Source organism: Saccharobesus litoralis (assembly GCF_003063625.1).
In the GTDB taxonomy this organism is placed as follows: Bacteria; Pseudomonadota; Gammaproteobacteria; order Enterobacterales; family Alteromonadaceae; genus Saccharobesus; species Saccharobesus litoralis.
Window position 1 is genome coordinate 1,071,032 of record NZ_CP026604.1, and the last position, 15,444, is coordinate 1,086,475.

A 15,444-nucleotide genomic window follows, 5' to 3' on the forward strand; every position below is an offset into this window, starting at 1 on the left:
GCAAGTAGCAAAAAAATAAATGAGCCACACAATATTAACTGTGCGGCTCATATTGATTACTCCATCTCTTGGTACATCTCTGGCCAGTAGCGATAAATACTATGGCCATACTTTTCAATGCGCTCAGTGGCTTCAGCTAAATATTTTAAGCTTTGCTCTTTGGCGGCTTGTTGATTACCGATCAACAGAGTGTAAGCATTACTTGATAACACTTTACCTTCACCATTACGCAGCGCAACTGCTATGGTAAAATCACCGCTTGCATCTGTAGGAATATCCCATTTTATTTCAGCGAATTCACGAGCACTATCCAGTTCAACATTAAGTGCTTGTTGACCAACAACGCCGGTAGATTGACCTTGATATAATACCTGCCATTCTAACGTTAAATTTTCAAAACCATATTGGTAGTCATTAACAACCCATAACTCACCTTTAAATGCTGAACCTGCATCCCAACGACGTTTACTAAAAGCTAAGCTCGGCAGCAATGGTTGGTAGGTACGTTTTAACCAATCAAAGGCTTGTTTCTTTTTGCCATAGTAATCAATGATGCCCCATTTAATGTCGGGTACATGAGTCATAAAGTGACACAAAGACACACCACTCACTTTTGGTTTACGGCGACGGTAGGTTTCCAGCGCGAATTGAATGACTGTGCCTTGGGCTACTTGAGTGGCTTCGACAAACTCCTCTAACGAACCCATTTTGTAGTCATTAAAAACTTCAAAGTTTAAGTTCTTTAAAATATCAATATCTGCCCAGTGATACGCCCAACTTGGTCCCATCGGCCACAATTCATCCTCAGGAATAAACTTTTTCAAGCTTTCAATATCAGGTGCAGACGCAGCAGTGAGCTCAGGAATAATTGCACAATCAAGCGCAGGGTAGTATTCCTCCATAAACTCTTTACCACCTTGGTAGTAATGCTCGTTTGCATGCATGGATTCATGCGGCTTAAAGCCAATATTTTGCGCTGATTCTGAGCTTAATGGTGATGCCAAGCCATATGGAATATTGGTTTGCTGGTTAACTGCTTTGCCAATCACTTCCATCAATTGTTTGTTGCCGCTTCGTTCATGCGCGCCAGAGAAAAAGACTTCTTCGCCGCCCATCCAAAAAATTTGCGAAGCATGATTACGACGCTCTTTAACCGTGGCAACACATTCGTGTAAAACACCATCAATAAATTCTTGGTCGCTCGGGTAAGCTTGTGTGGCTAAGGTGAAGTTAGTCCATACCGTGATCCCTAACTCATCACACAGGCGATAGAAGTCTGGAATTTCAGGCGGATGCCAGCCAAAAATACGCAAGTTATTAATATTGGCTTCACGCACCATGGCGACACGGTCTTCGTATTTTTTCAGGCTATTACGGCCGTATAAGAATGACGGTTGACCACCCCAACAGGTTGAACGTAAGAAGTGACGTTTGCCGTTGATCTTAAATGTCCATGGGAATTCATTGTCGTCACGCGTATAACCGGGGTTAAAGTCCATGGTAACTTGACGTAAACCGATCACTTCTTGGCTGTTGTCTAATTCGACATCGCCTTGAACCAGTTTTACATCAATTTGATACAGGTTTTGTTCCCCCATATCCCACGGCCACCAAAGTTTAGCATTAGCGACTTTTATGCTTGTGCTAAATTCATGTTCGCCCGGTGGTACATCCACATTAATAGTTTGATTAAACTCGTGGGTATCGCAGTTTTTACCCTGTAGGCTAGTTTCTATATTCACCACTTGTGTTTCGTCACTATCGTTAACCAAGGTATAAGTGGCTGCAATTTGGGCTTTTTCTTGCCCCTGCTCTGCATTTTGCACGGTTACGTCGGTGCGAATATTGTCAATGCGCACTTGCTCAGTGGCTTCAATTCGAACTGGACGCCAAATACCAAATGGTACTAAGCCAGAGAAGTAATCACCTGAGAAATTAACTTTTTTACCGCCGCAATTACGGTAGTTTTTCGGTGGTGGATCGAGTTTCACCATCAGCATATTGGAACCATCGCGCCAATCTTCAAAGCTAACCACGTCACTAATATCAAACTCAAACGCTGAGAACATACCTTCATGACGACCTAAGTAATGGCCGTTTAGCCAAACGCTACAACTGTAATCTACCCCTTCAAAAATCAAGCGAATGCGCTTACCTTGCATATCATCTGGCACCGTAAAACGACGGCTATACCACCACTCGTATTCCGCAACCCATTTGGCACGATGCATATTGCGGCCAAAATAAGGATCAGCAATTTCATTGGCACGATGTAAATCGGTATACACATCGCCTGGGATAGTAGCGAAGTTCCAGCTGAAGTGCGTACCTTGGTACTCGGCAGGTAATAGATGTAAACCTTCTATTTCGCCCTGTCCCGGACGCATACGTTCCATTTGCCAGCGGGCACCACTTAAATCTAAATTGATACGAGACATGATGTTCTCCTGTGTTGAGTCTGGACAGTTACCAGTGTTTTAATGTTTAAATTCAAGTTTTAGGCACAAAGCAGCCTATAGCGCTGGCCGTGACCAGCACTTTGGTTTTTGGGTTGTATTGTAGGTGAGGCTTTGCCTGCACGGATGCAGGTACTTAGGATTCGTCGGGAACGAAATCCTGTAGCCTTACTCTTTTGGGTAGGTTTTATTGGCATTGCAGGCATACAAAGCGTTCATGCAAGCATAAATGCTCGCCTACAAAGCCAACGAACTACCCATAATTAAAATACACTGCGCGTTTTTGCAGGTAGTTCTCGATACCATAAGTACCGTCTTCACCACCTGTACCACTGCGCTTAATCGTTGTGCTACCGCAACTGCTGAAACAAAACCACGAGTGTGGTTCCAAGTAATGCCCTTTAGAGTACTCATTTTTGTGCGCTCTACTTTTAATATTAAGTGTTCAATGTTCAATTCTCAGCACTCAACCAATCCAATTATTTCTATTTGAATGTTATATTTCTATATGAATAATCATGCGACAAGACTGGTTGCTTTGTCAACAATAAATGATTAATAAAATTTAAAAGTTGTTTTCAGTAGTTCAGCTAAGATTTACAGCTAAAAAAACGATTACTTTTCCCAAAAAAGGATCAGTTAAAAACACCGAGGCTGTAAAAAAACATAATTAAAGAGGTCGACGTATATTGTCCCAGACACGTAACGGCATTCCCTACATCCATGTAGGCCGAAATTTATTTCGACACTAGCAGCTTACATGCATGTAAACAAAGTCGAGAGTAGGCGCTGACAATAAACTATAAAATTTGAGCAAGAAAACTATAGTTAGCAGACTGAGGTTCGAGAGTTCAGATCGGTGTAATGTTTATCTGGGACGTTTATTGCCATACATACGTTGGTCTGCATGATGTAACAGGCTGTCTATTTGCATACCGTCATCTGGAAATACGCTATATCCAACGGCACAACTGACACTGAGTTCGTTGTCGTTAAAAACCATTGGCAGCTTAATAGCGCTCTGTATTTTTTCTATAAATTGGCAAATATCTTTTTCGTTTTGAATTCGGTTTAAAATCACGACAAATTCATCCCCACCAAACCTAGCACAGATATCAGAGCTTCTGATTAATTGCTTCAAGCGTTGTGCTATGGTTTGCAATACATAATCGCCAGCCGCGTGGCCGTATGTGTCATTTATGGGTTTAAAATGATTAAGGTCTAAATAGCAAATTCCAACTTGGTACTTACCTCTTTTGGCTAAACCAAAGCATAAGTTAGCGCTTTCAACAAAATACCCGCGGTTAAATAAACCGGTTAACGGGTCGGTTTGCGCAAGTTCAGTGATTTTAGCCTGATTCTGCAAGCGCTCAGTCACGTCAACATTCGCGCCCATCATGCCTATCGGTGTTAAACCATCATCGTCATATATCACTTGACCATGTGCTTCAATAAACCTAATTTTGCCACTAGGCGTAACGATCCTAAAATTAATATCTCGATAGTGTCGCTCGCCTTTTAACGCTTTGTATATTGCATCTTCAACTTTCAGTCTGTCTTCAACATGAATAAACTCAAGCCAATTCTCTAAGTTAGGCTTAAAGCTGGTCTTAGATACTCCATAATGGCGATACATTTCTTCATCCCAAAAACATACGCCGTTGTGTAAATACGCTTGCCAAATACCCAAACGAGAATTTTTAGCAGCCGCCGCCACAACATTGAGTATTTTTTCTAATTTTTTGACTTTAACTAAGAGCTGTTTTTCATTTAACTCTTCCAAATTGAGTTCCATATTCCTCAAATAACCTTATATTCACCCCAATGCCTTGCCATTCTAAAACATTTATTTAAAGGGTATAAGTACTAAAAGACAAAGCGGCGATTAAAATATGATAAGCAAGTCGCCCCTCTTTATCCCGAATTGATAACCGTTTTTACTATTTATGGCTCCCCTTTCACCGCTTCTGGGCACATTCATAACCAATCACAACAAACCGATCCGCGACTCACCAAACTTGGAACAAACAGATGTCTTTTATGTTTAACATCGCCGCGCCGATTAACTAAATCAAATGATAACTTGGCGGCATAGGCTGCCATTTCTTTTATAGGGTAGTGCATAGTCGTTAACCCTGGACGACAAGTGGATGCAAAAAATAGATCATCAAATCCAGTGACTGCGATGTCTTTTGGTACTTGATAGCCTTTGTCGAGTAAAGCATTCATCGCGCCTAACGCCATATTGTCATTGTAGGCCAACACGGCATCAAACACTTGCTGGCTATTCAACAACAACTCTATAGCCTGCTTACCGCCTTCAATACTAGGCTCGGTATAAGCCACTGCATTGGCTGCAAGCTCAACCCCGTGTGCCTCGCAGCTTTGTTGAATACCTCGCAAACGCTCGACAGGATCGGCCAGTGGACTACTACTATTAATAACCGCTATTTGTCGGCGGCCTTGTTCTAAAACATGCTGAGCAATTAAACGTCCACCGGTAACGTTATCTAAACTAACGCAGTGTTCAGCTAAACTGGGAATAAATCGATTAAGAATGACCAACCCAGGAATGCGCTGACACAATTCAGTTAAAACGGATTCATCACCATATAAACTGTGTAATAAAATGTGTTGGCAACCCTGCTCTTGTAAATCGGCAATGGCATCGAGCTCGGCTTCTGGCTCACGAAACGAGTTATTGACGATCACCTTGTAACCTTTGCTTTTACAAGTTTGTAGTACGCCAGCCGCTAAGGTTCCATAAAACGATAAGGATAAATCTGGCACTATGAGTCCAAGCAAACTGGTACGCTGATTGACCAATGCTCGCGCAGTTTGATTAGGCCGATAACCGGTTTTTTTAAGCGCCTTTTCAACTTTATTTTTCAGTCCGGGTGTGACCATGTCTTTACCACACACCACTCGAGAAACAGTCGCTGTCGATACTCCGGCTTCTCGCGCTACATCTTTAAGGGTTGCCACATTTATTTCCTAATTATAGTCTTCTCGCTCAGGCTTTATGGTTCATTGTCAGCGCTTACTCACCCCAATCACATAATAGAGCATATGCTCATGAGGATTCGAAGCTTGACGGCTTCCCCTAAAACCTGATCGCTTTGACTATATTATTGCTTTTCGCTTACTCGCATCAATCAACTGACTTAAAGTCCAACACTAACAGCATAATCGCACAAAAATTAATCTGCAAGCGTTTACAGAACCTAAACAATCATGTAATAATAAATTTAGTTTATTGTTAACGATTTACACATATGGGTGTATTTTACCATTTCATTGCATATACACCATAGCAACAGCAATAAACAAAACAAACACAAAAAGATAAAGAGCACTGACATTAACACTTAAATAGGCTTTTCTATGAAAAATCTGCAAACGCTTACAGGACTTATGCTAATGACAGGCTTAACCGCTTGCTCGTTACAACAAACCACAGGCTCTAGCGCCGAATCAACAAACAGCAATACGCTGTTAACCTTGGTCGATTTTGAATCCGACCACTATAAAACCATGCTAACAGTCACTAATGGTAGTAGCCAGCTAGTCACAGATAACGGCCAAGGTGTTAGCCAAGGTAAGCAAGCCCTACAATTAGATATGGCAGCTAAGCAAAATTATTTAACTGCATTCACCCTAGCGCCACAAGACAATAGCACTTGGGATTGGAGCCAGTATCAAAACTTCAGCCTCGCGATTGATATTACCAACCCACTTGATGAATCAACTCATATGTATTTAGAGGTTGCAGACAGTGATGGTAAATTGCACCGCCGTAGTGTCAATGTCGGCAAAAACTCGAGTCAAACCTATCATGTTGAACTATCAGGTTATGATTTAGGTATCGAGTCAGGCATGCGAGCCAATCCTGACGCTTTTGAGACCAATGCTAAACCCTTTTTATATCGTTGGGGCGCCACTAAAGAAATTGATTTGAGTGCGGTAAAACACATTCAATTTTCAGCAGAAAGCTTGTTATCTGATCGTCGTTTTATCATCGACAATATTCGTCTAGTGCAAAACCCTAAGTACGATCAAGCCTATTTAAAAGGATTGGTCGATGAATATGGCCAAGCCATAACGGCAAAATTTCCGCAAAAAGTCAGTAATGATCAAGACTTAGCGGCGCGCACAAAACGCGAACTCAGCCATTTAAGTGACAAATTGTTTAGCGACCGCTCACAATATGGCGGTTGGGCACAAGGCCCTAAACTTGAAGCAACCGGTTATTTCCGAACCACTAAATATAAAGGTAAATGGGCGCTAGTTGACCCAGAAGGCTATTTGTTTTTCTCAAACGGTATTGCTAATGTCCGCATGGCCAACACCTCAACCATGACAGGTATCGACTTTGATAAAGCGTTAATTCCTCAACGCAGCAAAGACGATTTAACCCCAGAAGACTCGGTTGGATTAAACCGCATTACGGGTAAAGCCTTATCGACTCGCCATGTTAACTCTGAAATGCGCAATAACATGTTCTCATGGTTACCAGACTATCACGAGCCGCTGGCGAAGCATTATGGTTATCGCCGAGAAGCTCACATAGGTGCGGTAGAAAGTGGCGAAACTTATAGTTTTTACCAAGCCAACTTAGAGCGTAAATATGGTGATAATTTTATGCAAACATGGAAAGACATCACCTTAAAACGCATGCGCAATTGGGGATTCACCTCTTTTGGTAACTGGATAGATCCCATGTTTTACCATGAGAACCAACTACCCTATTTTGCCAATGGTTGGATCATTGGTAACTTTAAAAAGGTCAGCAGTGGCGCCGATTACTGGGCTCCTATGCCAGATCCATTTGATCCATTATTCGCCGAGCGCGTGCGCGCAACCGTAAAACAGGTTGCTAGTGAAGTACAAAACAGCCCATGGTGTATTGGTGTTTTTGTGGATAACGAAAAAAGCTGGGGGCGCATGGGTAGCATCGAAACCCAATACGGCATAGTGATCAACACGTTAGGCCGTGCAACGACAGATAGCCCAACCAAGGCGCACTACAGTCAGTTACTGCGCCAACAATATCAAACCATTGATAAACTTAATGCCAGTTGGAATAGCCAAATTGCATCATGGCAAGCGTTTGATCAAGGGGTAAAAGTAAAAGACTTTACCGACAGCCAAGTTAAAGACTTTTCTACCCTGTTAAGCGCCTATGCAGACCAATATTTTAAAATTGTTCGCCAAGAAACCAAGCAGCAAATGCCAAACCATTTATACATGGGCGCGCGTTTTGCACCTTGGGGCATGACACCAGAAGTATTAAACGCCGCAGTTAAATATACCGATGTGATGAGCTTTAACTATTACCGCGAAGGTTTACACCCAGAACAATGGGCATTCTTAGAAGAAATCGACATGCCAAGCGTGATTGGTGAATTCCACTTTGGTGCTGACGACACAGGTTTATATCACCCTGGTGCCGTGCTGGCGCAAGATCAACAAGATCGCGCCCAAAAATATCAAGGCTACTTAAACTCAGTTATCGACAACCCATACATGGTCGGTGCACATTGGTTCCAATATGTCGACTCACCGACAACAGGGCGAGCGCACGACGGTGAAAACTACAATGTTGGCTTTGTCACCAGCGCAGACATTCCTTATCAACCTTTAGTTGATAAAGTTAAAGAAGTTAACGGCTACTTGTATCAACGTAAGTTTGGCAACCAATAAAGTGAGTTTGCAAACATGTTGAGATTAAGCAGTTTAGTCTTCAGCTTAACTTTGGTTTTGCTTAGCCCGCTATTAGCGGCTAAGCAAGGCGATTTTAAGGTATGGCGCAAATTAGACCGAGAACTTCCCCCCGCGAATATCGCGGTTAGCGAGTCTGGCCGCGTATTTATGAGTACGCATTTGGCCTACGGCGCAGAGCATAAAGTGGTTGAGCTGCTGCAAGATGGCAGCTATCAACCCTACCCCAATACCGAGTTTTACCCACCGCTGAATGGCGTGCTCGGGGCAATTGTTGATAACAAGGATATTTTTTGGTTTTTAGACACTATATGGGGTAAAGACGCCATGGGACGCGTGATTGGTTGGGACATCAACAAAAACCAATTGCACAAGATATTTTATATCGCCCGCCCAATAGTCAATGACGCCTATATTCTTAACGACATGGCTGTCGATAGAACCAACAACGCGATTTACATAACCGAAACCGCCGATGCCAATACTTCCGCTTTGTTAGTGTTGGATATTGAAACCGGTTTGGTGCGTCGCGTATTATCGGGTTCATTTGCCACTGTACCGCAAAATAAAGTCATGAAAATTGATGGCTTAACCGTTCAAATGCAAGGTAAACCGGCTAAAATCGGAGTTAATCCGATCACCATTGATACGCAAAATGAGTGGGTTTATTTTGCGCCCATGACAAGTGACACATTGTATCGAGTGCAAACCAAAGACTTGTTAAATACAGCACTCAGTGAGGCACAATTAACCACGAAAGTAGAAAAATACGCAAACAAACCTTTCGGTGATGGTATTACCATGGATGCCCAAAATAATATTTATGTATCAGATTTAGAAAATAATGCGATTGGCGTGATCACGCCTGACAGAAAATACCGCATTCTTCATCAAGATAATAAAATATTAAGTTGGGTTGAAGGGTTTGCCACAGCAGGTAAGCAAGGCATTTACGCCACGGCCAACAAATTACATCACTCACCGGCGTTTAATAAAACGCAACCCACACCGAGTGATTTTTATATTGTGCAATTTGAGGCGTTAGCTTACGCGACACCGGGGCGCTAAACCCTGATCGCGTTAACTATAGTCTTGTCGCTCAAGCATTGACTATATATTAAGTGCGGCATGGATGTCGCACTTCAGTCCTTTGTTTTATCTTACTCTTTTTTCACTTCCCCACTTTTCTGTTTTCCACTTCCCTCTTTAAGGCACACATAGCGTTACGCTCAGCTATTTGAGCCAAGCGTTAATCATTTACATATAAAAACACTACTTAACTTTCTGATTTTGTAACAAACCATTACAATTATTGTTTACAATCAATAATCACCAATTTGTAGTAATGATACCTAATGGCAAAATTTAATATGAAAACATTAGTTAAGTATTCGCTTGTATTAACAGCAAGCTTAACGTGCAACATAGCCACGGCAGCAAACACGCAAGATTTTCCGTTTGATTTGCCAGACACCAAACCAGATATGCCACTTAGTGCATCAACTGCGCGTAATTATGATGCTTACTTAGCCCCACGTCAGGAAGACAACGAGCTATACACCCAGTTTAAATACACCAAATTAAAAGGCTTTGATTACAATGACGGAGACGGCACCATTTCACGCCGCGATCCTTCAAAAATCATTTTTGAGAATGGCCAATACTATGTGTGGTATACCAAACGCCATACCAAAACCCCGCCAATTGGTGGTGGAAACGCCCATTTAGCCACAGACGAACTAGCGACAGCAGACTGGGACTTATCCGACATTTGGTACGCCACATCCAAAGACGGCTTTACATGGCAAGAGCAAGGCGTGGCCGTACCACGACCACCTAAGCCTAATGTGGGGTGGCGCTCAGTTACCACCACTGATATTTTAAAATGGCAGGGTAAATATTACTTGTACTATCAAGGTTTTATGGAAGCCAGTGGTAAACGCGGTGACGATTGCCCAGTTGCCGTATCCTATGCCGACTCTCCTGATGGGCCTTGGACGCCGCATAATGAAATCGTGATCCCTAACGGCAAACCAGGTGCTTGGGACCAATACTCTATTCACGACCCTTACCCATTGGTGCACAAGGGTAAAATTTACATTTACTACAAATCCGATTTTGGCAATACAACCAAAGGCGGCAAAAAGAAACAGCTAGTGCGCATGCATGGTTTAGCCATAGGCGATAACCCATTAGGGCCATTTAAAAAACATCCGTTAAACCCAATTTTAGCGGCTGGGCATGAAACTACCCTATTCCCATTTAAAGAGGGTGTCGCCGCATTAGCGATCCGCGACGGTAACGAGCGTAACACCATCCAATACGCCAAAGATTGGGTTAATTTTGAAATTGCATCACATGTAGAAATGATGCCAGTTGCCGCAGGCCCATACGTGCCAGATGCCTTCACCGATACCAAATATGGTCGCGGTATTACATGGGGCTTATCACACTTTACCGCCGTTAATGGTTGGGAAATCAACTACTCAGAGCTAGCAAGATTTGACGTAGATTTAAGTTTAGATGTGCATGATCCGGCCATGAAAAAACACAGCATTAAATTTACCGCTGAACAACATTATCAGTACGGGTTAAACGCCAATCAGCGCAAACGCATTGCCGCCGAAAACAAAAAATTGATGGAACAAAAATAAATTTCGGCCAAATTATTGTATGTGATTGTTGCTATAGAGTTATAGGCCTTTGGTGGGAAATCAAAGGCTTTTGCACTTAATGGCATTCCCTACGTCCGTGTAGGTCGCCATGCGCTGTTCCCGACGCTTAATGGCATACCCTACATCCGTGTAGGTCGCCATGCGCTGTTCCCGACGCTTATTGGCATTCCCTACGTCCGTGTAGGTCGAAATTTATTTCGACATTAGCAGTACGGCTGCTACAGACTTGGTTTCCAAATGCAATATAGCCTCTGATTATCAGCCAATTTTTACTCAATCCGAACTAATGCAAAACACAGGGTTAAGCCGTAATTTACTCAGGGTATTTTAAAGGGTTGATTGCGGGGTTTATTTTCAGTAGCCTAGAGCGATGTTTTAAAAATTAAAGTTGTGATAGACGGATGGAATAGTTAGGGTTCGTCCGTCTACTAAACTGTTAGCTAGAAGTTTCGTTAGTTAAAAGTAGTTAAACTGGTGGTGTTGGTTTCGTGGTGCTGGCATTTATTTGCCTGTTCCGTTAACTTGTTTGTCGTCACGCACCAGTTGTTTTGAGGTTGGTTTTTCCAACTCGGTTTACCGTTGAGCGGCATTTGTATTGTTTGCTTGTCGCTTCAAGTTAGTTTATAAAAATGGACTTTTGTGTCGCCACGCTTGTGCGTTTCTCAAGTTCATTTTTCTAAATTTATTTACGGTATTTGTATTGTGCTAAATTCAAGCTTCGGTTAGCTTCTAGCCAACAATGCAATTATGAAGGGACGCAAAAAGCTTGGCTCGCGTCACTTCGTTCCTAATTTTAGCCAAGCTTTTGTGCGCCCCATATTGCGGCGTTATATGCCATGGAGAATTAGGTGGTAAAGTCTAAATATCAGCTGATAATTGAGGCGTTTTGCATCAAAGAAAACGTAACCATCCCATCTGGATTCTATCGTCATTCTGCCGGACATCTAGCAATCATAAAATCTACTGATCTTAATAAGCAATTAGTGGCTAGAACTTGGATTAAAAATGCAGACGTAATCAATTATCTAGCTAATTACGGTAGCAACGAATGCCAAGTTTTTGATTTCAAAAAAGGTGTAGAATTAGCTTGGAATGGTGCTAAATTGTTAACCGTGAAGTCAGAATTGTAGTTGGCATATAACAATGCAATTATGAGGGGACGCAAAAAGCTTGGCTGCGTCACTTCGTTCCTATTTTAGCCAAGCTTTTATGCGCCCCATATTGCGGCGTTAGGCATCAAGGATAGTATGGACGAAAACATCAAGATCGGAGACTGGGTTAGAAGCTACGGTGCAGGAATATGGAGAGTTCATCGAATTCTAGAACTCAAAGAGTTCGATATTCCAAGTCAAAGCTATAAATCTAGAACAGTTGTTTTCTCTTCGCGCTTTGTAAACGATTCTTACAAGCGCTCCTTTTCAACAGAAAGTTGTGATTCATCATTCGTATATCACTTGGAATCTAATGAACAATGTAAGTTAAATTCGTTCATAGAGAACAATCCTGAATTAGCTGCAAAATTTGATGCTTATAAACCTAAGAATATTGATGCAATTTATAACGCAAACGTAAATATACCAGCTTCAAAAAGCCAAACAGAATTAGAAGAAATATTGTCCACTTTCCAAAAGTTAAACTTAGAACAGTTATACAACCTGCTACTTGAATCAAAAATTGGCTCAAGCGGTACAAAGGGGTGGTCAGCTCAATTTATCTCAAAAGATCACGAGTGTTCTGAAGGTAAATTGGTATATAGCTTTTCAAAGATACTGGTATTTTGATGCCTAACAAATAAGGATATGTGGCGCGAAGCCGACACATCATCCCAGTGTTGGACAAGCCCGGAGTGCAGACTCACAAAAGGTGGGGTGTAATAATAGAACCGCATCCCTGCTTTATATAGTCAATATCGGCCAGCAACTACGGGGTCAGGTCTTTCATCTTGACCTCATTAAAAATCAATAACTTAAAGCCCTGTTAACATTGTTATCAGGGCTTTTTATTTAGCGGTAAAATAATGGGTGTTTGTTTAAAATTGTTACTGAACACATTGTGGTATGAGCAGAATTGAATTAATAAACCGTAGGTCGTCTTGAGCGCAGCGAACCACGACACGACCATGTTGCAGAGTTAAACCCAACAAATAGAAAGTATACTATTACCGTACTATATGAATGATCAGCTTAGTTAAACCTACACCGCTCATGAAGAAAACTACAGGGTCAGGTCTTTCATCTTGATCTCATTAAAAATCAATAACTTAAAGCCCTGCTGACATTGTTATCAGGGCTTTTTATTTAGCGGTAAAATAATGGGTGTTTGTTTAAAATTGTTACTGAACACATTGTGGTATGAGCAGAATTGAATTAATAAACCGTAGGTCGTCTTGAGCGCAGCGAACCACGACACGACCATGTTGCAGAGTTAAACCCAACAAATAGAAAGTATACTATTACCGTACTATATGAATGATCAGCTTAGTTAAACCTACACCGCTCATGAATAACAAGGTAAATAATGTGATAAAGACTTTCATAATAAATTCAAATAACGATTAATTATCGTTAATCAATAGTTTTTTAACGTTTTACTTGTCAAGAAATTTATACTTCAAAAAAGGAAGCAACTAAGTTTAAGCTCCCATCGGCACTATATTGCTGTTGCAAAACACACCGTTCATTAAATTTGGTCAGACCGATAATCACAAAATATTCCTGCCAATTGTGTTTATCCCCGCAAATTAAGTAATTTAGACTGAGTAAATCATCAGGCCAGGCAGCATAGTTTTGGCATCGCTACCCGCATTCATTTTTTAAATCAATCGCTAAACAAATTTCACTCAGTTTAAGAGGTCAATATGAAAAACAAAATTAATAGCATCATCCCCAGTAGTCTGAGCAACCCTACCCAGCCAACAGATTTTAGGGCAGTAGTGGAAATACCAAGCAATAAAACCTTTGGGACATTTAATGCCGATAATATGAACCGTATTCACTTTATGATCATTACTGCATCTATCCGTGAAGCCGTTTCCAGTATTGAGACATGGTTGTATAACGCCGATCCAGCGATCCTTAACAGCAACTTGAAATACATCTTTCATATTGGCATGAATCAGGTTTCGTATTTTGAGCGAACAGGAACCGATAAAAAATGGGAGGACTATATGTTCTGGCTCTGTCAGGAATACAACATAGTAATTAACCTAAGCTACTTTGTCTGGGGGACTCATGGAGAATCCCGGGTAAATGTTATAAAAGCACTCACGCAGGATACCGATGAGGATAACGAAGGCACCATTAACGAATGGAAAAGAACGAATCTGGCAGACCGAAATAAACGGGGCAAAAGCATTCCGTATGGCCTATTAAGAAACTTTGTTTTGCACAAAGCGCTGGTACTGGTAAAAAGAAAAAATTATCAGGAAGGCAGGGATATTTTTATCACGCTGGATGCTGAACCTTTAGGCTTAATTGAACCTTTGGAAGATGTTTCCACCGTTATAAAGCACAATCAAGGCTTAAAAATTAACAACGAACCTGAGAATAATCATTCAAGACTTATCAAGGCTACCCTTAGCAGTTTCTCAGAAAACAAAACCAATTACACTATTGCCAAACTTAAGTGGTGTGTGAATGACGTCGTCGATCTGGCTCAAAAAATAAGAGAAAAAAGAGGTGAACAAGCCCCCTGGCCGGAGCCACTTAAAGATTCACTGGCGCTCGCACTAAAGGAATCTTGCGTATACCTGAATAAATGCCAAGCAAAGAGCTATCCCTGTGAACCTTTTTTTGCATTTACCATTAACAAAGACAAAATGACGACATGGGAAGGTCAACTTAATCAGCACATAATGACCGGGTTAACCGACTTATCGGATGGGTGGACAGCTAATTGCGTCGAAACAACACTGGCAGGGAAAACAATTGCGGTAACCAAAGGTGTTAAAACTTATTATGTCACTATTTTAAATAAATTGTGCGGCTTCACTACCGGCGAAGGAAAATCATTAGAAACACAACTTAAGAAAGACACCGACTATGAGATTAAGAGTTTTATTAACAAAGACTATGCCATTCCCACCAGTTTTAGTGGTGTTTTTGGTGACTATCTGCTGTCTCGTTGTACCAACAATCATATCCAAATCAAAGGCTCAGACCTGGAAAATATCAGAAATGTTGCCTGGCCGGAAGTTGCTGAAGATGACGTTATTTTTGACTTAACAATATAAAAATTTACCTAATCTTATTGGTGCTCATCATAAATGGGTGGGCATCCATGTCATGATGCCTCAACTTAGGCGTTAGCTAACGGTATTCAAAATTACTTTGGGTTACCTGATAACAGTCGCAGTTTAGGCAAGCTTTATCACTTTGTACTGCACTCTTTATATAAATGGTTAAATCAGCGTAGAATAAATAGCGTAGAATAAATAGGACATCCATAAATATTACACTAAGTCACTTTGCTAAAAATCGAGCATCATTGAAAGGGGCAATTAGGCATGACTTGGGTGTTACATACTTAAAAAATAACAAGAAAAAATAACAAGACACCCACTTAAAAATTCCCAATATCAGCAAGTAATAATA

Annotated in this window: 10 protein-coding genes; 6 read left to right on the forward strand and 4 right to left on the reverse strand. The window is 41.3% G+C overall.

What is annotated here, in order from left to right; translation table 11 throughout:
• Positions 1 to 56: 56 nt before the first annotated feature.
• From C2869_RS03960 to C2869_RS03970, 4 genes are all read right to left on the reverse strand, one after another.
• Entirely contained in the window at positions 57 to 2,438 is a 2,382-nt protein-coding gene (locus C2869_RS03960) for a glycoside hydrolase family 2 protein (RefSeq protein ID WP_108601716.1), read from the reverse strand.
• Positions 2,439 to 2,709: 271 nt separating this feature from the next.
• Positions 2,710 to 2,847, reverse strand: a complete 138-nt coding sequence (locus tag C2869_RS22440) for a hypothetical protein (protein WP_159084020.1) — start codon at positions 2,845 to 2,847, stop codon at positions 2,710 to 2,712.
• Between the two features lie 477 nt (positions 2,848 to 3,324).
• Positions 3,325 to 4,251: a sensor domain-containing diguanylate cyclase gene (locus tag C2869_RS03965; RefSeq protein WP_108601717.1), complete on the reverse strand. Its 927-nt coding sequence runs from the start codon at positions 4,249 to 4,251 to the stop codon at positions 3,325 to 3,327.
• 182 nt (positions 4,252 to 4,433) lie between these two features.
• Positions 4,434 to 5,441: a LacI family DNA-binding transcriptional regulator gene (locus C2869_RS03970; RefSeq protein ID WP_108601718.1), complete on the reverse strand. Its 1,008-nt coding sequence runs from the start codon at positions 5,439 to 5,441 to the stop codon at positions 4,434 to 4,436.
• A gap of 399 nt (positions 5,442 to 5,840) precedes the next feature.
• Here C2869_RS03970 and C2869_RS03975 point away from each other — a divergent pair, with 399 nt between their 5' ends.
• The 6 genes from C2869_RS03975 (at position 5,841) to C2869_RS04000 (ending at position 15,083) form a co-directional block, all read left to right on the forward strand.
• Complete coding sequence (locus C2869_RS03975; protein WP_108601719.1) at positions 5,841 to 8,159, forward strand: beta-galactosidase; 2,319 nt, start codon at positions 5,841 to 5,843, stop codon at positions 8,157 to 8,159.
• A gap of 15 nt (positions 8,160 to 8,174) precedes the next feature.
• Positions 8,175 to 9,245, forward strand: a complete 1,071-nt coding sequence (locus C2869_RS03980; protein WP_108601720.1) for an L-dopachrome tautomerase-related protein — start codon at positions 8,175 to 8,177, stop codon at positions 9,243 to 9,245.
• Between the two features lie 287 nt (positions 9,246 to 9,532).
• Positions 9,533 to 10,831, forward strand: coding sequence for a glycoside hydrolase family 117 protein (locus tag C2869_RS03985; RefSeq protein WP_228710758.1), 1,299 nt, complete (start codon positions 9,533 to 9,535; stop codon positions 10,829 to 10,831).
• Between the two features lie 869 nt (positions 10,832 to 11,700).
• Positions 11,701 to 11,982, forward strand: coding sequence for a hypothetical protein (locus C2869_RS03990; RefSeq protein ID WP_108601722.1), 282 nt, complete (start codon positions 11,701 to 11,703; stop codon positions 11,980 to 11,982).
• 117 nt (positions 11,983 to 12,099) lie between these two features.
• The gene (locus C2869_RS03995) at positions 12,100 to 12,633 is read left to right on the forward strand and encodes a hypothetical protein (RefSeq protein ID WP_108601723.1); all 534 of its coding nucleotides are present in this window, start codon (positions 12,100 to 12,102) and stop codon (positions 12,631 to 12,633) included.
• 1,076 nt (positions 12,634 to 13,709) lie between these two features.
• On the forward strand, positions 13,710 to 15,083 hold the full coding sequence (locus tag C2869_RS04000) for a hypothetical protein (protein WP_108601724.1): 1,374 nt from the start codon (positions 13,710 to 13,712) through the stop codon (positions 15,081 to 15,083).
• Positions 15,084 to 15,444 lie beyond the last annotated feature (361 nt).